This is a genomic window from Pedobacter sp. (genome assembly GCF_046462515.1).
Classification (GTDB): Bacteria; Bacteroidota; Bacteroidia; order Sphingobacteriales; family Sphingobacteriaceae; genus Pedobacter.
Window position 1 is genome coordinate 446,218 of the sequence record NZ_JBKGVD010000009.1, and the last position, 23,926, is coordinate 470,143.

Genomic DNA, 23,926 nt, shown 5'->3' on the forward strand with positions numbered 1-23,926 from the left:
AATAGAATACCTTACGCATGAGATCAGATTTTAAAACTCAAATCAGAAATAAAATTGTCAGTATATAAAAAGTTTTTAGGGCAAACAGCCATATACGGGATAAGCACGGTTTTATCAAGACTGTTCAATTTTATCTTAACCCCAATTTATACAAATGTTTATCCTAAAGGAGTGTATGGCATTTTTACAAATATGTATGCCAACGCATCTATTATCAATGCTATCCTGGCATTTGGTATGGAAAGCACTTATTTTAGGTATCTCAATAAATTTGAAAACAGAAAAGAACAGGTTTACAATAACTCATTCCTGTGCATTGCGTTTATATCCATCTTATTCCTGATTAGCGGCTTAATTTTTATTAATCCAATAGCCTCTTATTTAGCCAGTGAAGCAGCAGATATTGCTTCTTACAGGCTTTATACGCAGTATTTCCTGTGGATTTTATTTATAGATGCCATATGTGTTATACCTTTTGCCAAATTACGTGCCGATGGGAAGGCCGCTAAATATAGCATCGTAAAATTTCTTAACATCGGCACTTTTGTAGGCTTTAACCTTATATTTCTGTTTGTTGTTCCCGCATTGATCAAAGGGCATGGGTGGTTGGCACAATGGCTGGCCTCATGGTATCAGACCCAATGGATAGGTTATGTATTTATCTCCAATTTAATAGCCAGTATAGTAACGCTTATAGCATTGTTACCAGAGTTTGCTAAAATTAAGTTCAGCTTTGATAAAGTCTTGTTTAAAAGTATGTTTACTTACAGCTGGCCTATCTTGGTAGCTAACCTGTCGTTCATTATCAATGAGAATCTCGATAAAATTGTTTTAAATAAATTATTACCACCATCTATTGCCGATGGAGAAGTAGGAATTTATGGCGCTGTATGTAAGATAGCTATATTTTTAAGCATTTTTATTACCGCTTTCAGGCTGGGTGCAGAACCGTTTTTTTATAGTCATGCCAAACATAAAAATGCCAAAAATACTTATGCAATCATTTTACAGTATTTTGCTATTGCATTGGCTATTATGTTTTTAGGTTTGGTGGCCAATATAGAAATTCTGAAACACTTTATACGAAATGAGCAGTATTGGGTAGGATTGCCTGCTGTGCCGTATTTATTATTAGGTTATGTATGCTTAGGAATTTACATGAACCTTTCTATCTGGTATAGATTGTCAGACCAAACCAGGTTTGGATTATATATTTCTGTAATAGGAGCTATCATAACCATTGTTTTCAATTTTGTTTTGATCCCCAAGTATAGCTATATGGGCTCTGCCTGGGTAAGTATGATTGCTTATTTTGTAATGATGGTCATCTCTTACATTCTTGGGCAGAGATATTATCCCATACCGTACAATTTAAAGAAAATAAGTACGTATTTAATTGTAGCCACTATTTTATCGTTTTGTTCATTTTTTGTGTTTAAACGTAACATTTATATAGGTAATGCCTTATTAATCGGTTTTATAGGGGTGATTGTTTATCTTGAAAAAGATGATTTAATCAGATTTTTAAACAAAAAATAATCTCAAGTGAAAGTTAATATTATTAACACATCCAGCCATCCTCTGCCTGCATATGAAACTGATCATGCGGCAGGTCTGGATCTGAGAGCATTTATTCCTGAACAGATTACAATTAAACCTTTGCAACGGTTTTTAATTCCAACAGGTATTTACATAGAATTACCAGTTGGGTATGAAGCACAGATAAGACCACGTAGCGGACTGGCGTATAAGTACGGTATAACGGTATTGAACTCACCAGGTACAATAGATGCCGATTACAGAGGTGAGGTAAAAGTATTAATGGTTAATTTATCAGATACTGATTTTATCATCAATAACGGAGAACGCATTGCGCAAATGGTTGTAGCAAAACATGAAACCATCACCTGGAACGAGGTAGAAGTATTAACCGACACCAAAAGAGGACAGGGTGGTTATGGACATACAGGTAAATAATTCGGCTAACCGAGGCTGAAATGAAGAGAAAATAATGCAGGTAAAAAAGATTTTTTTAGGTGTTTTATGTTGTTTTAGTAGTATTGCTTTTAATGCCTATGCTCAAAAAGAGGTGGTTTTAAAAGATACAAACGCTGTAAAAGAACTTTTTTTTGCAGGGTTAAGAGATAAGATGACAGAGAATTATCCCAAAGCGGCAAGCAGCTTCTCTAAAATTGTAGATCTCGACCCTCAAAATGACGCTGCATTATTTGAACTGGCAAATCTCTATTTTAAGCAAAACAAATTTATGGAGGCCGAGATTGCCGTAAAAAAAGCAATCGCAATTAAACCTGCTAATATCTGGTATCTTAAATTGCAGGCCGATGTTTACAGGCGATCAGGAAACCCTGAAGCACTGATCCGTATTTTAGACCAACTTATAACCCTTGATGAGAATGACAGGTTTTATTACTTCGATAAAGCCAATGCTTTATATTTCTCAGGCAAGAAAGCAGAAGCAGAAAAACTTTATCAGGACATAGAACAAAAATTCGGCTCATCCCGGGAACTTGAAATGGCACGTCAGCGTTTTGCTTTTCAAAGTAAGAATGCAGAGAAACAATCATCTGATGAAACAGTTAGTACGAGTAACTATCTTTTAAAAGGCGCACAATTGTTGGAGAACAATAAGCCCTCAGAAGCTCTTGCTGTACTGCAGAAAGCCAGACAGGCAGAACCGCAAAACTTTGAAATAGATTTGGCGATGGCCGATGTTTATCGGGAGCTGAAGCAAAATGATGCTGCCATTGAGGCTTTACAAAATGCATTTAAAAACCCTGAAATGCCTCTTAATGCAAGATTAAGCGTACTGGGTAAAATATTGGCAAAACCAGCAGGAGTAATTAAATCTAAAAATATAGCAGATCTCGCATTAAATACTCTAAAAGCATATCCTGATAACACTAAAGCTATACTCATGTATGGAGATCTGTTGTATCAGACAGGTAATCTTGCAGCTTCTAAAGAAGAGTATATAAAGGTGGTAAAAACAGAACCTCAGCTTTATATAGCATGGGAAAAATTACTGGCCGTACAAACTTTATTGGGTAATTACGAAGAAGCCATAAAAGTAGGCGACGAGGCTTTAACTTATTACCCTAACCAGGCTATTCTTTATTATTATAAAGCTTTTGCTTTGCATCGTAACGGGCAGAATGCAGAAGCCGCTTTTGATATTAAAAATGCGTTGCAATTAGATGCAGAGGATAAAAATCTCAATGCAATGATTTTGGCTCTACAAGCAGAAGTTTTTATAGATCAGGGTAAACTTAAAGAAGCCGATGAGGCTTTTGAAAAGGCCATTGCCCTTGCGCCCAACAATTACCTTACCATGAGTAACTATGCCTACTATATGGCGCTTAGAAACCATAATTTAGATAAAGCAGAAAACCTGGCTTTAAAAGCAGCATCTGCACATCCGGCCAATGCATCTGTATTAGATACATATGCTTTTGTTCTGCTCAAACAAAACAAGCTGGATGCGGCTTTAGAAAATATAAAAAAAGCCTTACAGTCAGATCCTTCAAATGGGGTTTATATAGAGCATCATGGAGATATACTATATTTAAAAGGAGATAAAGATAAAGCGTTAGAACAGTGGATAAAGGCGGGTTCCATTGGAAACGCGTCTGATAAATTAAAAAGAAAGATCAATGAGAAAAAATATATTAAATAGCTTTTTAGTTACAGCGATTGTGTTTACGCTGGCAAGTTGTAAGGCAAAGAAGATCATTGTTGCTACACCTCCGGTAGCACAACAGCAATTGCCCGAAACCAATAAAAAGCTGGAAAATCTACAGGCTTTACAGGCAAAAGATCTGTCTTTTAATACATTAGCATTGAAAGGCAAAGCCGATTTGGACATAGATGGTGATATCAACAGTGTTACCATGAATATTAGGATAAAAAAAGATCAGACCATATGGGCAAACATTACTGCACTGGGAGGAGCTTTGGAGGTGGCAAGAGCAATTGTGACACCTGATAGCATAAAGCTGATTAACCGTATGCAAAAAACATATACCAAAAAACCTTTCAGCTATATCTATGAATTCACCAATCACCAGATTGATTTTAGTTTGCTCCAGTCGGTATTTTCAGGCAATACTATTAAGGTTTTTATGAATGAGAGTTCAGATTTAAAATTTGAGAACGGAGTTTGGAATTTAAGTGGTAAAAAAGAAGATCTGGTGTATGCTGTACTTTTTAATACACTTTTAAAACCAGCCGAAACCAGTCTGAACGATGCCGAAGCAGGCCAGGCCCTTAAAGTTTCTTACGAAAAATACACACCTTTAAACGGAGGTTTATTCCCTTCAAAACTGAACTTACAATCAATGGCGGGGCCTAAGAAAATTGCATTAAGCCTTGAGTTTACAAAGATTGAAGGCAATACAAATGTTGATTTTCCGTTTACAGTTCCTAAGTCTTATCAGCTAATCAAATAATTTTTTTATAATTTTGGATAATGAAGCTACAAACTATCCTGATTCTCATTTCGTTAATTTTAGGTTTTACAGGCGTAAAGGCACAATCGAGTAAAGAGCTGATGCGCAAAAAAGAAGCGCTGCAAAGAGAGATTGAACTGGCCAGGAAAAATCTTGACAAAACCACATCTGGTAAAAAACTTACGATATCACAGATCAATGCGTTGAAAGCGCAAATCAGACTACGTCAGGAGAAAATAGCTGTCATCAACTCAGAGATTAAAAATATAGACAGCAAAATAAATGAGAATACCGGTAAGGTAAGAGATCTGCAATTGCGCTTGTCTGATCTGAAAAAAGAATATGCGGGTATGATTCGCTTTGCGCAACGCAATAAAAATGCCTATGATAAAATGATGTTTGTTTTTGCTGCAAAAGATTTTAATCAGGCTTATAAACGGATTAAATATTTACAGCAGTTTGGTCAGTATAGAAAAAAACAGGCAGCTTATATACAAGGAACTCAGAAAGAACTCAACAACCAGATTGTTGTTCTGGATAAAGACCTAAAAAACAAATCGAATTTACTTAAAGAGCAGGAAACAGAAAAAGGCAGGCTCGATAAAAACAAGAATGAACAATCTGTGGTGTTAAACCAGTTGACTAAGCAGGAAAAACAGTACAGGCAAGATATTACTAAAAGAAAACAGCAGCAAGATGCCATTAGTAGGCAAATCAAAATAGCAATAGACCGTGAAATTGCTGCAGCACGTAAAAAAGCTGAGGAAGAAGAGCGTATCGCTGCGGCTAAGGCAAAAGCTGAGAACAAACCAGCCCCTGCTACAACAGGTGGCAAACCAAAAACAAGCAGCGATGTGTTGAGGGCTACTCCTGAGGCGGCCAGACTTTCTGAAGCATTTGAAGCGAACAAAGGTAGTTTGCCAGCTCCGGTAGCTAACGGATATATTACAACTCACTTTGGTGCCTATAAGGTTGATCAGGCATCGGGTAATAATGAAGGGGTCACTTATCAGACCAGTGAGGATGCAACTGCAAGAGCTGTATTTAAAGGAAAGGTATCAACCATTACCCAACTGCAAGGAAGGTATATTGTTATTATTAAGCATGGTGAGTATTTCACCGTATATTACAACCTTAAAAGTGTGAGTGTGAGTACCGGAACAGAAGTTGCCACAAAACAAGCCATAGGTGTTGTAGCCATTAATGAAGGCGTGCCCGAGCTGGGATTTAGGATAACACGTGCCGGAGTTCCGCAAAACCCCGAAAGCTGGTTGGCACGTTAAAAAGCTGTTATTTTAATTATATTTGTATAAAATTGGCTTAAAGATGTATTCAGCAACGTTATTAGAGTTCTTAAACATAGGCGGAAGTGAGATGATGCTTATTGTTTTGGCTATACTTTTGTTATTTGGAGGTAAAAAATTACCTGAACTGGCACGAGGATTAGGTAAAGGTATAAGAGAATTCAAAGATGCTTCAGAAGGAGTAAAGAGAGAAATCCACCGCAACATCAACTCGTTTGATGCAGACGTTGACAACAAGTCTACTGCGGCTGATCACACCTACCGTGAGCCCGAAACAGATCAGGGATATTCTATTCATGACAAGGAAACCCCATTAACAGATTCTGCAACAGAGGCCAACGGAACACAAAAAGAAGATAAGGAACCTACCAGTTCATATTAAACAGGTTTAAAAATATTTAAAATTAAAACATCATGTTACAACCAACAATTTTAGGAGCATTAGGATCATCAGAGATCATTTTAATTGTAATCGCACTTTTATTGCTCTTTGGAGGTAAAAAAATTCCAGAATTAATGCGTGGTTTGGGTAGAGGCGTAAAAGAGTTTAAAGACGGTAAAGACGGCGTAGACTCTGATAAATCTACACAAAACAACGGTTAATTACCTTTTAAAGCACTTTTGTTGGTTTTGAAAAAGTATAGCTCTTTAAATGAGATAAAATCCCTTTTAGAAAGTAAAGCGCTTACTCTTCAAGACCTGTTGGCTTATTATTTTAAGCAGATAGAACAGCATCAGCACCTCAATGCATTCAATGAGGTGTTTTTTGATTCTGCCACTAAGCAGGCTGAAACTATACAAAAAAAAATCGATGCAGGTAAAGCAGGCAAGCTTGCCGGAATGGTAATCGGTATCAAAGACAATATTTGTTATACCGACCATAAAGTTACTGCATCATCAAAAATGCTCGAAAATTTTGTGGCCCCCTATTCTGCCACAGTAGTTGAAAAACTTTTACAGGAAGACGCCATTATTATAGGCCGGTTAAACTGCGATGAGTTTGCCATGGGAGGATCAAATGAAACTTCTTATTATGGGGTGGTAAGAAATGCCGCAGATCAAAGCCGTGTAGCAGGGGGCTCATCGGGAGGTTCGGCTGCTGCTGTTCAGGCAGATATGTGTTTGGCCGCATTAGGTACAGATACTGGCGGATCGGTACGACAGCCGGCTGCTTTTTGTGGTTGTATTGGCTTAAAACCTACTTACGGACGTATCTCGCGATATGGCGTAATCGCTTATGCTTCTTCTTTTGATCAGATTGGAACAATTACCTCATCGGTTACAGATGCAGCACTACTTTTAGAAGTGTTATCAGGTGCAGATCATTATGACAGTACCGTTTCTACCCAGCCGGTTCCTGCTTATCAAAAAGATTTAAATCAACCAGCCACCCCTAAAAAAATTGCTATTTTAAAAGAAACAATAGATAATCCTGCGTTAGATGATGAAATCAGAAATTCGATCCAAAATGCAATAGAACATCTTCGCGAACAAGGTCATCAGGTCACTTATGCTTCATTTGATTTGTTAGATTACCTGGTGCCGGCTTATTATGTTTTAACTACTGCCGAAGCATCTTCTAATCTTTCTCGTTATAGCGGAGTACATTTTGGCTACAGGAACACCGATGCAAAAAACCTTATTGATTTATATAAAACATCGCGTGCAGAAGGTTTTGGAGAAGAAGTAAAACGTCGCATTATGCTAGGTACATTTGTACTAAGTGCAGGTTATTATGATGCTTATTATCAGAAAGCACAACGCGTTCGTAAACTGATCAAAAGTAAAATAGAAGAGCTTTTAAGTACGCACGATATTTTATTAAGCCCGGTAACGCCAACCCCTGCATTTAAAATAGGTGAAAATATTCAAGACCCTTTACAAATGTATATGGCAGATGTTTATACGGTTTTAGCATCGCTTACAGGAGTGCCGGCTATTGCTTTACCTTTGGCCAGCAATGCACAGGGATTACCTTTAAGTATACAGCTGATGGCCAAACATTTTAATGAACAGGAACTTTTAAATCTATCCTATCAGTTTTTAAAAGAAGCTTAGCGTAAGTTAAGTATAGAAGGCTTTGCTTATGAGAAAAACCATACTTACAATTTTTATATTTTGCAGCTCTTTAAACGTTTTTTCGCAATTTAAAACTAAACAGTTATCAGTTGATTCGTTGGGTCAGGAAAAACGTACAGATACAATATCTGTTCCTGAACTGAGGCAAGCTCTTCTAACTTACAATCAAAATTATATTTATAAGCTACGCCTTGATTCTATACAGCAAACGGTACCCTTAACCTATAATGAATTTGTTCAGGGTTATATAGATGTCTATTCAAAAAGGAAAGATATGTATGGCAAAATGTTAGGTTTGTCTAGCTACTATTTTCCCATCTTTGAGCAGGCACTTAAAGCTTACAATATACCTTCAGAAATCAAATATCTTCCCATCATCGAATCTTCCATGAACCCTCACGCTATTTCAAGAGTAGGTGCAACCGGTTTGTGGCAATTTATGTTTGGTACGGCAAAAAATTATGGATTGAACATGGATAATTTTGTTGATGAAAGAAAAGATCCTGTTCAGGCCAGTTATGCGGCTGCAGCTTATTTTAGAGATGCATATAATGAATTAGGTGACTGGTTGCTGGCAATAGCCGCTTATAATTGTGGAAAAGGCAATGTTACACGAGCCATTGATAAAGCAGGTTCAAATGATTTTTGGCAGATAAGACCATATTTACCTAAAGAAACGAGAGATTATGTGCCTGCATTTATTGCTGCAGTTTATGTAATGAAATATGCAAACAGACATGAAATTACAGCACAAAATAATTCATTTAGCTTTAAAACGGATAGCATCATGGTAACCAGGTTTGTTGCGCTAAAAGATCTGGCCAAAGCAATTAATTATGATTCAACCACATTGATAGCGTTAAACCCTTCATATAAAAAGTTTATTGTAAATGGCACACCAGAGCTGCCTAAACGTGTAATAATCCCAAAGGTAGATCCAGCATTTTATACAAAGATATTTGAAATCGTAAATACAGATCTGGATATAGATAAAACTTTAATAGCAGCTACAACAGATGATGTAAGAGATCTTAGAAAACTCAATAAAACCTCTGTAAAAGACCAGAAAACCAAAACACAGATTCATAGTGTAAAAGCAGGTGAAACGCTAACTGTTATTGCTGGTAAATACGGCATAGAAGTTCAGGATATAAAAGTTTGGAATAAACTTAGCGAAACCTCTATCATACCCGGGCAGAAACTGATTGTTGCTAAAACTTCTGATAGCTTAAAAAATAATAAAAATGCAACTGCTGATAAACAAACGGTTTATAAAGTAGAGGCAGGAGATACTTTATTTGCTATTGCAGAAAAATTTAAAGGCGTAACAGTAGAAACTATCCAAAAACTAAACGGGCTTAAGAGTCATGCCATTAAAGTAGGTATGCTTTTGAGAATTATGTAGCCCTGTTTTTCTTAGTAAAATTTATTAGGCACTGTAGAAAGTAGAGGAATAAATAATTCATATCTCTTTAAAAATAAGTTGTTTTTCACAAATAACATCTGCATATTGGCTGTTGCTTAATAAACCAGCCATCTTTTGCGTAAGCACTAAAACTAAGTTAAAGAGAAGTTTCAGTTTCATTTAAAACAATAACTGATACGAAAAAGGAACCTTATCATTAGTAAAAATTGTAAATTTGACCGCACACAAGAATTAAGAAGAAAATGAGCAAAACAAATAGAAAACAAGACGCTTTAGACTATCACTCACAAGGAAGACCGGGAAAGATAGAGGTAGTACCAACTAAACCTTATTCTTCTCAAAGAGATTTGACTTTGGCCTATTCTCCAGGTGTGGCAGAACCTTGTTTAAAAATTGCAGAAAATAAAGAAGACGTTTATAAATATACATCAAAAGGCAACCTTGTAGCGGTAATCAGTAATGGTACTGCTGTTTTAGGTTTAGGAGATATCGGCCCTGAAGGTGGTAAACCTGTTATGGAAGGAAAAGGATTGCTATTTAAGATTTTTGCTGATATCGATGTTTTTGACCTAGAGCTGGATACAAAAAATGTAGATGAATTTGTAAGAATTGTAAAAGCGTTAGAACCTACTTTTGGAGGAGTTAACCTTGAAGATATCAAAGCGCCTGAATGTTTCGAAATAGAGCGCCGTCTTAAAGAAGAAATGAACATTCCGGTTATGCACGATGATCAGCATGGTACGGCAATCATTTCTGCGGCAGCGTTATTAAATGCCTGCGAGCTCCAAAAAAAGAAAATAGATAAAGTTAAAATTGTAGTAAACGGAGCAGGGGCAGCGGCAATTTCTTGTTCTCGCTTGTATGTGTCATTAGGCGCTAAAAAGGAAAATATTGTAATGTGCGACAGAAGCGGAGTAATTCGTGCTGATCGTGAGAACTTAGACCCTATTAAAGCAGAGTTTGTAACCAAACGTGATCTACATACACTTGCTGATGCCATGAAAGATTCTGATGTGTTCATCGGTCTTTCTTCAGCAGATTGTGTAAGCGTTGAGATGCTAAACTCAATGGCCAAAAACCCTATTGTAATGGCCATGGCTAACCCTAATCCTGAAATTGCTTACGAAACGGCCATAAAATCACGCAAGGATATTATTATGGCAACTGGAAGATCTGATTATCCTAATCAGGTAAATAACGTTCTGGGTTTCCCTTATATTTTTAGAGGTGCATTAGATGTGCGGGCTACAGCCATCAATGAAGAAATGAAGATCGCTGCTGTTAGGGCTATTGCCGAATTGGCTAAAAAATCAGTTCCGGAAGCAGTAAACATGGCCTATAATGTAAAAAACCTGAAATTTGGTAAAGATTATATTATCCCTAAGCCAACAGATTTTAGATTAATGACCAATGTATCTATTGCAGTGGCTAAAGCTGCGATAGAGAGTGGTATTGCACGTAAAGTAATTACAGATTGGGACGCGTATGCTGAGGAATTGAAAGCCCGTTTGGGCGGAGACGATGCGCTAATGCGTGCAGTAACTACTAAAGCTAAAACTGACCCTAAACGTGTGGTTTTTGCAGAGGCTGATAATTACAAGATCTTAAAAGCTGCGCAAATTGTTAAAGACGATAACATTGCCATTCCTATTTTATTAGGTAATAAAGAAAGAATACAAACCATTATTGATGAAAATGCCCTTGAACTTGAAGGCGTTCAAATTATAGATCCATTACAGGAGGCTGAGCGTATTAAGAAATATGCGCAAGCCCTTTATGAAAAACGTCAGCGCAGAGGAGTTACCTTAATTGAAGCTACTAAGTTTATGCGAGACAGGAACTATTTTGGCGCGTCAATGGTAGAGTTTGGTGAGGCTGATGCCATGATTTCAGGGCTTACTAAAAATTATGCGTCAACTATAAAGCCAGCCTTACATGTAATCGGGACAGAACAAGGTGTAAACCGTGTTGCCGGTATGTATATGATGATGACCCAAAAAGGTCCAGTGTTCTTTGGCGATACCACAGTTAACGTGGATCCAACGGTTGAGGAGTTGGTAGATATTACCTTGCTAATTGAAAAATCGGTTCGTAAATTTAACGTACACCCAAGAATAGCCATGCTTTCTTATTCTAACTTCGGGTCAAATCAGGGCGATATACCTGAAAAAACCCGTAAGGCCGTAAAGATTTTGCATGAAAAGTATCCAGAGATTATTGTTGATGGAGAAATGCAGGGAAATTTTGCTATCAATAACACCATGTTAAAAGATAACTTTCCTTTTAGCCGTTTAGCTGATGCACCTGCAAATACTTTAGTATTCCCTAATTTGGAATCGGGTAATATTGCCTATAAATTATTACAGGAATTAGGGGGGGCAGAAGCTGTTGGGCCAATTTTACTGGGAATGAAAAAACCTGTGCATATTGTTCAGTTGGGCAGCTCGGTTAGAGAAATCGTAAACATGGTTACCATAGCTGTGGTTGACAGCCAGTCTAAAAGCGAAATTGATAACCAAAAGAAAAAAGGTAAACGCTAATACATAATACTACATGTACGATTATATTGATGGAAAACTAGCCTTTAAAGGCCCCACTTATATTGTAATTGATGTGGGGGGCATTGGTTATCATATCAATATTTCATTAAATACATACAGCGTTTTGGGAGATAAGGAGCGATGTAAAATTTATACCTGGCTTCATATTAAAGAAGACGCTCATACAATTTACGGATTTGCAGATGAAGGAGAGCGTAAGCTCTTCTTACATCTGATTTCTGTATCGGGCATAGGCCCAACTACTGCAAGAATGATGCTGTCGTCAATGTCACCGGCAGAAATACAGCAGGCAATAGTAAGCGCTAATGTTGCGGTTATCCAGAAAATAAAAGGTATAGGAGCAAAATCTGCACAGCGCATCATATTAGAATTGCAAGATAAATTGAAAAAAGACGGCATAGAATCATTAATTTCAATGCCAATTCATAATACAATTAAAGATGAAGCGTTATCAGCTTTAGTCATGTTAGGCTTTGGCAAGCAAATTGCTGAAAAAGCATTAGATAATGTGATAAAAAAAGCTGAAGGGAGTTTGACGGTTGAGCAGATGATTAAAGAAGCATTAAAAAACCTATAAACAATTTACCTTTGATAAACCAAATTAAGCTTTGTGCGCTGTTCTTAACGCTCTTGCTATGTTCTCATCTATACGCTCAGGAGAACAAGCAGGTTAATGTTATTGATTCTGTTAAGAACACATTTAACCCCAAAGAACTTAAACAGTTAGGCTTACCTGTACAAACCAATCCTTTTTTTATCAGACCCCAAAACGTTAAAAAAGAAGTTCAGTACGATCCGGTTACAAATCTCTATATCATTAGCGAACGTGTAGGAGGCAAGCTCATTTCGTTGCCACAATATTTAACGGTAGAGCAATACATGCGCTTGGTTAATAGCGAGATAAAACGCGATAACTGGCGTATGCTGTCAAACCAGGAGGTGGCCGATATCAGAAAATCGGGTATTATTCCAGAAGTGAGAATAAATAGTAAAGCTTTCGAAAAAATATTCGGCAGTACCCTTATAGATATACAACCTAGCGGAGAAGCAGAACTTACTTTTTTAGGCCGGGTTAATAAAAACGAAAATCCTTTATTTAACGAGCGACAACGCGTACAGACCAATTTTGATTTTAACCAACGTATCCAGATGGATGTGGTAGGTAACATCGGTACAAAGATGAAAATCAAAATGAACTATAATACAGAAGCCCAGTTCGATTTTGAAAACCAGATCAAATTAGATTATACCGGTGGCGCGGATGATATCATAAAGAAAATTGAAGCCGGAAATGTGAGCCTACCACTTAACACTTCATTGATTAAAGGAACACAAGCCCTTTTTGGAGTTAAAACACAGTTTCAATTTGGTAAATTGGGCTTAACCACGGTTTTTTCGCAACAAAAATCACAGTCTAAAGAAATACAGATTAGTAATGGAGCCCAACAGAACGATTTCAGGATAAGTGCAAGTGATTACGAAGCGAATAAGCACTACTTTCTTGCACAATTTTTCAGAGATCGCTATAACCAGTCTTTGACAAATCCACCTACCATTTTATCAGGTATAAATATCACGAAAATAGAAGTATGGCTTACCAATAAAACAGGAAGCACGCAAGACTCAAGAGATGTTTTGGCATTCTTAGATTTAGGAGAGAATACACCCTATAATCCTATGTTAATTGGAGGTGGTTCTGTACAGCCATCGGGCTTTTTAAATCCAACTTATCCTCAACAATCAAATAACTTATTGGCAAGCCTGTCTCCTGATGCCCGCCTCACCAATTCCAATGCAATTATAGGATTCTTTAGCGGTAGCGGTGGTACGGATAACTTTGCCAAGCTTACTTATGCCCGTAAGCTTACAGATCGCGACTTTACTTTACAACCTCAATTAGGATATATCTCTCTGAATATGCAGCTTAACACGGATGAGGTTTTGGCAGTTGCTTATCGTTATACTTATAATGGGGTAGAGTATCAGGTAGGTGAATTTTCTACCGATGTACCTTTTGACCAGAATACACCTAAGGTATTATATACTAAATTGTTGAAAAACGAAACCATTAAAACCAATTTACCTACTTGGAATTTGATGATGAAAAACATCTATAACATAGGTGGATATCAGATCAGCAGTCAGAATTTTAAACTTGATATTTTCAGATTAGATGAGACTTCGGGAGTTGAAAGACCGATTATAACTGAAGGTGCAAATACCATTAATAAACAATGGATCAATGTAACAGGTTTAGACCGGTTAAATTTACAAAGAGAGCGTAAGCCAGATGGGGTGTTTGATTTTATTGCAGAAAACAAGCCATTTGTAAATACCATTAACAATACCAATGAGTTTGGTGGTGGATTAAGCAATAATGGGAGTAGCAGTGCTGCCGTGCCAACCAATACCAGTAATGGCTATATTACCATAGAACCTATAAACGGCAGAATTATTTTTCCTATCCTCGAACCCTTTGGTAAAGATTTAGCTGCTCAGTTTAATCAGTCAGCAGAGCAGGCCTTGATCAATAAGTATACTTATCCGCAACTGTATGATTCAGTAAAGGTTTCTGCCCAGCAGAATTTTCCGGGCAAAGACAGATATATTATTAAAGGAAGCTACCAGTCAGATGTTTCGTCGGAGTTTAACCTTAATGCCATTAATGTTCCCGAAGGATCGGTTAAAGTGTTTTTGGGTACCATGCCTTTGGTAGAAGGTGCAGATTATACCGTAGATTATATGAGCGGCAGAGTTAAGATTTTAAACACTGCCTTGTTGAGTTCAGGCCAGTCTATTAGGATATCAACAGAAAATAATGAGCTATTTGGGTTACAACAGCGATCTTTATTTGGGGTGAGAGGCGATTACAGGGTAAATAATAAACTTAATATAGGCGGAACGCTAATGAACCTTACCGAAAAACCTATTTCTGCAAAGGTAAATTTTGGCGAAGAACCTATTTCCAATACCATGTGGGGTTTTGATGTAAATTATACATCCCCGTCCAGATTTTTGACAAAATTGGTCGATAAGATTCCTTTAATTTCTACCAAAGAAAAATCTACGGTTACATTTTATGGTGAGTTTGCCCAGCTTATACCGGGGCACCCTTCGGCATTAAATTTTGCCGGAACAAAAAGAGGAACCAGCTATCTAGATGATTTTGAAGCCTCAAGATCTGTTATTGATTTAAAGAGCGCTATTTCATGGCAGATATCAGGAACGCCTCAATTATTCTCCGAATCACAATATATTGATGATCTCCGCTATGGATATAACCGGGCTAAGATTGCCTTCTATAATATAGACCCTACATTTTATAACCGTGGGGGCTCATCGCAGATACCGGCTTCATTACGGAACAACAAAAATGAAATGTCTAATCATTACGTTAGAGAAGTTACAGAAACCGAAGTTTTTCCCTATAAGCAAATCAGCACAGGGCAGCCGATTACATTACCTACTTTAGATTTAGCTTTTTATCCTAATTTGCGAGGGCCTTATAACTATACTGCAACAGGCGTAAATGCTGATGGTACGTTGCAAAACCCTAAGCAGCGTTGGGGTGGTTTAATGCGTAAGATAGATGTCAACGATTTTGAATCACAGAACATAGAATATATTGAGCTCTGGTTAATGGATCCGTTTATGTACAAACAAAATTCACAGGGGGGAGACTTATATTTTAACTTGGGGAATATTTCTGAAGATATTCTGAAAGATGGTAAAAAATCGGCTGAAAATGCTTTACCAGCAGATGATGACCCTTCAAAATATGAAGAAACCAATTGGGGGAGAGTAGTTAAACTGCAACCTGTGGTTCAGGCTTTTGACAATGATCCTGAAGTGCGTAAAAAGCAAGATGTAGGTTTAGACGGATTATCCAGTCAGAGTGAAAGAGCGAAGTTTGCCAGCTTTCTTACCAGCATTAAAAATATTTTAAATCCTGCTGCCGCTGCTGCCATAGATAACGACCCCTCATCAGATGATTATAGTTATTTCAGAGGTCCTGAGCTAGACAGGATCAATGCTGGCATCTTGAAACGTTATGAAAACTATAACGGTACTGAAGGCAATTCAAAAACGCCTCAACAGTCTATGGCCGAACTGGGAGTAGAGAACTCAGCTTCAACGTCTCTGCCTGATGGCGAGGATATCAACCGTGATAACAATATGTCGCAATCAGATGACTACTTTCAGTACAAAGTTTCTATGCGCCCCGGAGATCTTGTTGTGGGACAGAACTTTGTAACAGATAAAGTAGTTACACCTGTTAAATTAGCTAACGGTCAAACGCAAAACACCACTTGGTATCAGATCAGAATACCTATTGCACAAGTTCAGCAAACAGTAGGCAATATCCGGGATTTTAAGTCGATCAGATTTATCAGAATGTTCATGACCAATTTTGCTGATACGGCAGTATTGAGATTTGCCAAAATACAACTGGTAAGGGGCGAGTGGAGGCAGTACAATGCCAAAAATGAAAGCAATCAGGTTATTGTAGACCCATCTTTGATTCCTGCTCCGGCAGATAATTCAACCATGGAGCTTTCTACGATTAACATAGAAGAGAATGGTAAACGTAGCCCTATACCTTATGTGGTACCCCCGGGCATAGAACGCGAAAGAGATTTTAGTAATTACAGAGGAGATACCAGACAGAATGAGCAATCGCTGGCAATGACGGTTAAAAACCTGAAAGACGGTTATGGAAGAGCAGCCTTTAGAACAGCCCTATCAGATTTCAGGTCTTATAAAAGACTGGAAATGTTTATCCATCTTGAAGCAGTAGGCAATAGTGCCCTATCTGATAACGATCTTCAGGCTTTTATAAGAATTGGGACTGATCATAATGATAACTATTATGAGTATAACCAACCTTTAAAAGTAACGCTACCTAATACTAGTGACCCCTATGCCATCTGGCCGGATGCCAATAAGATGGATATAGATTTAGAATTGCTTCAGCAGGCAAAAATTGCAAGGAATAATGCCCGTACAACAGCCGGCATGCCATGGCCTTTAAATGTACCGTTTACTTATGTTGTAGATAATAAAACCATTGTAGTAAAAGGTCAGCCAGATATGAGCAAAGTGAGGGTTTATATGTTGGGAGTAAAGAATCCTTTGCGTAACCCGGCATCTTCTTCAGGCGATGATGGACTAACAAAAGACGGTATGCTTTGGTTTAATGAGTTGCGTTTAACCGGTTTTGATGAAAGAAGCGGCTGGGCCGCTACGGCCAGAATGAGTGCTAAACTTGCCGATTTTGCTGATGTAAATATTTCAGGAACTAAATCTACTGTAGGTTTTGGGTCAATAGAAAGCAGGGTAAGTGAGCGCAAACGTACAGATGATGAGGCCTTTGATATCTCATCTAATATAGAATTAGGTAAATTTTTACCACAAAGGAGCGGGGTTAAAATACCTATGTTTATAAGTTACTCAAAGCAAATAGCCACACCACAATTTGATCCGCGAACACCAGATATAGAACTTTCAAAAGCATTAGATAATGCCAACAAGCAACAAAAAGATTCTATTTTAAACTTTGCGCAAGATTATACAACACGTAGTAGTATTGCTTTTACCAATGTACATAAAGAACGTAAGCAAGATGATAAGGTAAGATTGTGGGATATAGAAAACTTTAATGTTACTTATGCACAGACTAAACTTTCACATCGCGATTTTGTGATCGAAAGAAATATTCAGAATACCTATAGGGCTTCGCTGGCTTACAATTATGCCTATACGCCTAAGAGTTACCAGCCTTTTGATAAAATTATTAAGTCTAACAACCTTAAACTGTTAAAAGATTTTAATTTCAGTTTATTACCTAACAGTATAAACTTCAGAGTAGATGTAGACCGTTATTATGCAGAAAATACTTTGCGCAATAATGACCCAAATAATTATATCCCTATTCAGACCACGTACAGTAAAAATTTCTTAATGTCGCGTATTTATGGTATCGCATGGGATTTGACCAAATCTTTAAGTCTTGATTTTGACGCCACAAATTATTCTATAATTGATGAACCAGATGGTAAGATAGAAGGTTTAAAGCGAGATACTTTATGGAATAATTTAAAAAATTTAGGACGTACAACAGATTATAACCACAGCCTGAATGTACGCTATAGTGTGCCGATAAATAAGATCCCGGGTTTAGACTGGGTTAACGTAGCTACTACCTATGGAACTACTTTTAACTGGCAAACAGAACCATTGGCAACCCTACGTGATCCGAACATTAATCTGGGTAATACCATACAGAATTCAAGAACCATACAGATAAATCCTACATTGAATTTTGTAAATCTCTATAATAAATTCGGTTTTTACAGAAGAGGCTCAAGAACAGCAGATAGTACTTTTAACCTAGGCAAATTGGCAACAGGTATTTTAACATCAATTAAAAGTATTAATGTGGCCTTTACACAAACAAAAGGTATATTTTTACCGGGTTATTTACCACGAACAAAATTTTTTGGTATTGACGATGTAACTGGTGCACCTGGCTTGGGTTTTGTTTTCGGAAGCCAAAGAGACATCAGGATGATGGCTTTAAATAATGGCTGGTTAACCACAGATCCGTATCAGGAAAAACTTTATGTAAATACACTTAGAGAAGATTTTCAGCTTACCTCAACCATAGAGCCAATCAGTGATTTGAAGATTACCTTAAATGCCAGTAGAAACAGGACATTAAATTATTCTACCAACTTTAGATATGACAATGTTACGAACTCGTTTAAAGATTTTAGCCCTAATACCACAGGTGATTACAGCATTTCTATTATCAGCTTAAGAACAGCCTTTAAAGAAAAAAGAGGCAGCGTTGTATCAGAAATATTCAATCAGTTTATGACTAACCGTTCTGTGATATCTCAGAGATTGGGGAACCAGAATCCTAATTCAAATGGTGAGGCAAACGGATATGCAGATGGTTACAATAAAGATGCTCATGATGTAATAGTAGAAGCCTTTCTGGCGGCTTATACGGGTAAGAATGCGAGTACAATGAGACTTAATACTTTACCGAAAATTCCGTTGCCTAACTGGCGTTTAACCTATTCGGGTTTAACCAAGATTGCGTTCTTGGCCGAGCGTTTTTCTGAACTGAGCTTAAGACATGGTTATCGCTCTACTTATAGCGTTAACGGTTTTAATACCTTGTTAAAATACCAGGAAACAGATGGCTACGTAAGCAGCAGGGATGTTAACCAAAATTTTCTGCCTTATTACCAGTTTGCGCAAGTAAGTATTTCAGAACAGTTTGCACCTTTAATAGGGATTGATGCCCGCTTAAAAAGTAATCTGACTGCTAATTTTGAAATTAACAGAACCCGTCTTCTTGGATTAAGTTTATCAAACAGCCAATTGGCCCATTTATCAGAGAATAATCTTGTGTTTGGGTTAGGCTATAGAACTAATAAATTTAGATTCCCATTTGGTTGGTTCAGTAATCTACGTTTAGATAACAACATGGATTTTAAATTAGATGTAGCTGTAAGAGATAATAAAACGGTTATTTATCGCGCAGATATCAGTGAGGCAGAAGTATCATCTGGAGCAAAGAATATTTCTTTGAGGCCAAGCGTAGATTATGTACTGAACCAACGGTTTAATTTAAAAATATTTTACGATTCTAATATTACCAAACCTTATACCTCACAATCGTTTAATACATCTTTTAGTAATTTTGGTTTTAGCCTGCGAGCTACCTTAAATTAATGCCATATAATTGCAACAAATGGTTAACTTTGTGGGCAAAAGAAACTTTAACTAAATTATTATAAAATGAACTTTCCATCAGAATTAAAGTACACTAAAGACCATGAATGGGTAAAAGTAACAGGTGAAGAAGCTGTTGTAGGTATTACAGATTTTGCTCAGCGTGAGTTGGGAGATATCGTTTATGTAGATATTAACACTATTGGTAGCGATGTAAGTAAAGACGAAGTTTTTGGAACGGTAGAAGCAGTAAAAACAGTATCAGACTTGTTTATGCCCATTACTTCATCGGTACTTGAATTTAACGCTGCGTTAGAAAGCAACCCTGAATTGGTTAACACAGATCCTTATGGAGAAGGCTGGATGGTAAAAGTTAAGATCAATGATCCTTCAGAATTGGATACGCTATTAAGTGCTGAAGAATATAAAGCCTTAGTAGGAGCATAATTACAGATGAGTTACAAAGCACTAAAAAGCTATCGTTGGGCCTTTGTCTGGGTGGTATTTATCTTAGTGCTTTGTAATATCAATTTGTCTGGAGCGGGCAGCTCAGATTTTTTCTTTACTGGATTTGACAAATTGATGCATCTGGGTTTCTTTTTTGTGCTGACAATATTATTGTTTTACGGAAAAATAAAATACCAGCACAATTACAGCTTTCGCTCTTTAACCATATTTAAAATCATTCTTATTTCTGTTATTATTGGTGGTGGAATTGAGCTGCTGCAATGGAAAGTGTTTACTTATCGTTCTGCGGAGTGGTGGGATTTTGCCTGTGATATGATTGGAACTTTTATGGGAGTATTCAGTTATGTATTGCTTCATAAATCCAATTTCAATAACAAATAAGTATTTAGTTAACGCTTAATTTAAAACAACTGCATAGGGTTTAATGCGAAGTAATAAAAAACGCTTAATCTATTCCTTTTAGCTTATTATTCCGGTTATTTAAATTGATTTCCTGTATTTTATGGTACGGGTTTTGGTTGATAACTGCCTGTATTTTAGGTGTCTGTGTGTTGTATTTAAAATGTTACCTTATTTTTTAAATCATCAATCAAACTTTTCTCAGACTTGCAAGTCTGATAGATATAAAATTTATAAGAAATATTATAATTAATAAACATGAAGAACAAGTTTTTACAAACTTCAATGATTTTTATCCTTACGTTAACCACGTTTTTTGCTTATGCGCAAAACAAGGGTTCGGTAAGTGGTAAAGTTGTGAACGCGAAAGATAAAACCCCTGTAGATTACGCCTCTGTGGCGGTAAAAAAGATAAGTGATTCAACTACTGTTGGAGGCACGAATAGTGGCTCTAATGGAAGTTTTACCATTTCTAACCTGGCAGCAGGTAAATACAGATTATATGTCGCCTTTATAGGCTTAAAAACAGCTACCAAAGATTTTGAAATTACTGCCTCAAAAACAAGTGTAAACGTTGGCGAAATTTCAATGGAAAATACTGGGGTAAACTTAAATACTGTAGAAGTAAAAGCAGAAATACCTCCGGTTGTAGTTAAAAAAGATACTTTAGAGATCAGCGCCTCTACGCTTAAAGTAAAAGAAAATGCAGTTGTAGAAGACCTGCTTAAAAAAGTTCCGGGTGTAGAAGTATCTAAAGATGGAACAGTAACTACACAAGGCGAAACCATTAAAAAAGTACGTGTAGACGGAAAAGATTTTATGGGTAACGACCCGCTTTTAGCTACAAGAAATTTAGCTGCCGATATGGTAGATAAAATCCAGATTATTGATGACATGTCTGAACAGTCTAAATTCTCAGGCGTAGATGATGGTAACCGTGAAAAGATCATCAACATCGTTACTAAAAACGGTGTAAAAAATAAAGGGTACGTGGGTAACAATAGTGTAGGCTATGGAACTAACGATAGATATGATGTGAACCTAAGTATCAGTCGTTTTGATAAAGCGCAACAATTAACCTTAATAGGCCAGTTTAATAATGTAAATAAACAAAACTTTGGCGGAGGTGTTGGCGGTGGCGGTGGAGGTATGCGTGGCATGATGGGTGGAGGTATGGGCGGAGGCCAGCAACCACAAGGTATTACAACTACCAATGCAGCTGGTTTTAACTTTGCTGATACTTACGATGATGGTACACAAATTAGCGGAAGTTATTTCTTTAACAAAACCCAGTTAGATTTAAATACCAGTTCATTTACACAAAACTTTATTGGTGGCAATACCACAACCAATAAAAACGAAACAGAGAGCCTAACCAAACGTTTAAATCACCGTTTAAACTTTATGGTTGATACCAAGATAGATTCGAGTACATCTATCAGGGTACAACCTAGTTTATCTTATACAGATAACACAGCTCAAAGCTTACAGAATTATACCAGAACAACTTTAGCAGGTACTTCGGTTGGTAAGCAAATACAGAATAGCAATACAACAACGCCATCATTTAGCAATAGTATCTTAATCAGAAAGAAATTTGTGCGCCGTGGCCGTACATTATCTTTAAACATCAACACTAGCATCAATGATAGCGATGCGGATAACTATGTAAATAACCCTGAAACGCTTACACCTGTAACCGGACCTATAGAACAGAAAGGTTTCAATCAATTAAATGACAACTCAACCTCGTCATTAAGCAATACAGCACGTTTGGTTTATACTGAACCTTTGTCTAAAACCCTTAGTCTGGAGTTTAACTATCAGAACGGTTACACGCGTGACAATAAAAAGCGTTTTGTTTATGATTTTAATAATGCTACAGGGCAATACGATCTTAAAAACATAGATTATAGCAACGAATTCCAAAATACCACGTTAACCAATGCTTTAGGTTTTAGCTTTAATGGTAACGAGAAAAAATACAACTGGAATGTTGGTTTAGCGGTACAAAGAACCAATCGTGAAAATGATAACCTAAGTACAGGAAGAGAATTTAAACAAAACTTTACTAACTTAACACCTTCTGCACAGTTCAGATATAACTTTAGCAATAGCAAACGTTTGTTCATCCGTTACGATGGCCGTACCAATCAACCAAGTATAGATCAGATACAACCAATCAGAGATAATACCAATACACAAAGTTTTCCGGTGGGCAATCCTGATTTAAAGCCATCGTTCGCTAACAACATAAGAATCATGTACAACAACTTTGATTTTGCGAGTTACAGAACATTATTCTTAGGCGCATTTATTACGCAAACTTTTAATGATTTTGGCAATAGTCAACGTGTAATTACAGACTTGAGCTCTCCAGATGCAGGTAAGATAGAAAACAAATATGTTAACGTTGATGGCAACTTTAATGGTAGTGTATTTGGTACTTTAGGCCTCCCAATTATTAAAGGCAATAAACTAAACTTGCAAATTAATGCAGGAGGCTCATATGGACAAAACACCTCTTTTACAACAGATAGGAATGATATTACAACTAAAAATATCACTACAAGCTATAGCTTAAGTAATGGATATAAATTGGTGTCTAATTTAGAGAAACTCGATTTAATAGCAGGTATTTCAGGTCGCATGGATCGTTCTACAGTTACTTTTGGTAACAATACCCGTTATTATACTTTAGCACCTAATATTGATATCAGCTATGTATTTCCTGGTAACATCCGTTTGCAAACAGATGTTACTTACAATAAATTAACTGGGGGAGGAACAGCAAATAGCAACCCTGATTACACCTTATGGAATGCTTATATCAGCCGTCAGTTCTTTAAAAACAGAGGTACATTTAAATTTGCCGTTAACGATTTATTGGATCAGAACACAGGTGTTTTACGTAACGCATCGGCTAATTCAATTTCTGAGCAAAACTTTAATGTGTTAAAACGTTATTACATGCTATCATTTACTTATTCTTTAAGCAACATAGCAGGTACACAGGGAAGAGGCCAGCAAGGTCAGGGTAACTTTAGAATGGGCGGCCCGGGCAGATTTTAATAATTTCATGTTTTAATTATAACAAGAAGCGGCTGCTATACTTAGCAGCCGCTTCTTTTGTATCCGCTATGTCATTCATTAAACTCTTATTTGGATTTGATATAAATAAGAATTAACTTGCGCCTGTTTTAAAAATGCCTCTTTAAGTTTAAACAGGTTAAAATATACACATATACATCATGAAACTTTCACAATTAACACCGGGACAAAAAGGTACTATTGTTTCATTCACAGATTTAGAAATGTCTGTGAAGTTGATGGAAATGGGATGTTTACCCGGCGAAGAAGTGGAAGTAGAAAGATATGCGCCTCTCGGCGATCCAATGGCCATACGCATATCAGGATACCAGCTTTGTTTACGCAAAAGTGAGGCAGCAGTAATCGTAATACAATAAAACTCCTAGG

Annotated in this window: 16 protein-coding genes; all 16 read left to right on the forward strand. The window is 37.0% G+C overall.

The window, feature by feature from the left end; all coding sequences use genetic code 11:
* The first annotated feature begins 54 nt into the window (after positions 1-54).
* The 16 genes from ACLHG9_RS13965 (at position 55) to ACLHG9_RS14040 (ending at position 23,916) form a co-directional block, all read left to right on the forward strand.
* On the forward strand, positions 55-1,539 hold the full coding sequence (locus ACLHG9_RS13965; RefSeq protein ID WP_410222117.1) for a polysaccharide biosynthesis C-terminal domain-containing protein: 1,485 nt from the start codon (positions 55-57) through the stop codon (positions 1,537-1,539).
* Between the two features lie 6 nt (positions 1,540-1,545).
* Complete coding sequence (dut, locus tag ACLHG9_RS13970; RefSeq protein ID WP_410222118.1) at positions 1,546-1,977, forward strand: dUTP diphosphatase; 432 nt, start codon at positions 1,546-1,548, stop codon at positions 1,975-1,977.
* Between the two features lie 34 nt (positions 1,978-2,011).
* Positions 2,012-3,694 carry a tetratricopeptide repeat protein gene (locus tag ACLHG9_RS13975; RefSeq protein ID WP_410222119.1) on the forward strand — a complete coding sequence of 561 codons (1,683 nt, stop codon included), beginning with the start codon at positions 2,012-2,014 and terminating at the stop codon, positions 3,692-3,694.
* Complete coding sequence (locus tag ACLHG9_RS13980) at positions 3,672-4,466, forward strand: DUF4292 domain-containing protein (protein WP_410222120.1); 795 nt, start codon at positions 3,672-3,674, stop codon at positions 4,464-4,466. The genes ACLHG9_RS13975 and ACLHG9_RS13980 overlap by 23 nt, the downstream gene beginning before the upstream one ends.
* 20 nt (positions 4,467-4,486) lie before the next feature.
* Positions 4,487-5,749, forward strand: coding sequence for a murein hydrolase activator EnvC family protein (locus tag ACLHG9_RS13985; RefSeq protein WP_410222121.1), 1,263 nt, complete (start codon positions 4,487-4,489; stop codon positions 5,747-5,749).
* Positions 5,750-5,792: 43 nt separating this feature from the next.
* Positions 5,793-6,152 (forward strand): twin-arginine translocase TatA/TatE family subunit, encoded by a 360-nt coding sequence (locus ACLHG9_RS13990; protein ID WP_410222122.1) that lies wholly within the window; start codon positions 5,793-5,795, stop codon positions 6,150-6,152.
* Between the two features lie 32 nt (positions 6,153-6,184).
* Positions 6,185-6,373: a twin-arginine translocase TatA/TatE family subunit gene (locus ACLHG9_RS13995; RefSeq protein WP_243358276.1), complete on the forward strand. Its 189-nt coding sequence runs from the start codon at positions 6,185-6,187 to the stop codon at positions 6,371-6,373.
* A 27-nt stretch (positions 6,374-6,400) separates the two neighbouring features.
* Positions 6,401-7,828 (forward strand): Asp-tRNA(Asn)/Glu-tRNA(Gln) amidotransferase subunit GatA, encoded by a 1,428-nt coding sequence (gatA, locus tag ACLHG9_RS14000; RefSeq protein WP_410222123.1) that lies wholly within the window; start codon positions 6,401-6,403, stop codon positions 7,826-7,828.
* A gap of 28 nt (positions 7,829-7,856) precedes the next feature.
* Positions 7,857-9,254 carry a transglycosylase SLT domain-containing protein gene (locus ACLHG9_RS14005; RefSeq protein WP_410222124.1) on the forward strand — a complete coding sequence of 466 codons (1,398 nt, stop codon included), beginning with the start codon at positions 7,857-7,859 and terminating at the stop codon, positions 9,252-9,254.
* A 263-nt stretch (positions 9,255-9,517) separates the two neighbouring features.
* A complete protein-coding gene (locus ACLHG9_RS14010; protein WP_410222125.1) occupies positions 9,518-11,815 on the forward strand; it encodes an NADP-dependent malic enzyme in 2,298 nt (765 codons plus the stop codon).
* 13 nt (positions 11,816-11,828) lie between these two features.
* Entirely contained in the window at positions 11,829-12,413 is a 585-nt protein-coding gene (gene ruvA / locus ACLHG9_RS14015; RefSeq protein ID WP_410222126.1) for a Holliday junction branch migration protein RuvA, read from the forward strand.
* 11 nt (positions 12,414-12,424) lie between these two features.
* Positions 12,425-19,582: a cell surface protein SprA gene (gene sprA, locus ACLHG9_RS14020; protein WP_410222127.1), complete on the forward strand. Its 7,158-nt coding sequence runs from the start codon at positions 12,425-12,427 to the stop codon at positions 19,580-19,582.
* A 66-nt stretch (positions 19,583-19,648) separates the two neighbouring features.
* The gene (gene gcvH, locus ACLHG9_RS14025) at positions 19,649-20,029 is read left to right on the forward strand and encodes a glycine cleavage system protein GcvH (protein ID WP_410222128.1); all 381 of its coding nucleotides are present in this window, start codon (positions 19,649-19,651) and stop codon (positions 20,027-20,029) included.
* 6 nt (positions 20,030-20,035) lie between these two features.
* A complete protein-coding gene (locus ACLHG9_RS14030; protein ID WP_410222129.1) occupies positions 20,036-20,431 on the forward strand; it encodes a VanZ family protein in 396 nt (131 codons plus the stop codon).
* 276 nt (positions 20,432-20,707) lie between these two features.
* Complete coding sequence (locus tag ACLHG9_RS14035; RefSeq protein ID WP_410222130.1) at positions 20,708-23,521, forward strand: outer membrane beta-barrel family protein; 2,814 nt, start codon at positions 20,708-20,710, stop codon at positions 23,519-23,521.
* 179 nt (positions 23,522-23,700) lie between these two features.
* A complete protein-coding gene (locus ACLHG9_RS14040) occupies positions 23,701-23,916 on the forward strand; it encodes a ferrous iron transport protein A (RefSeq protein WP_243358244.1) in 216 nt (71 codons plus the stop codon).
* The last annotated feature ends 10 nt before the right edge of the window (positions 23,917-23,926 follow it).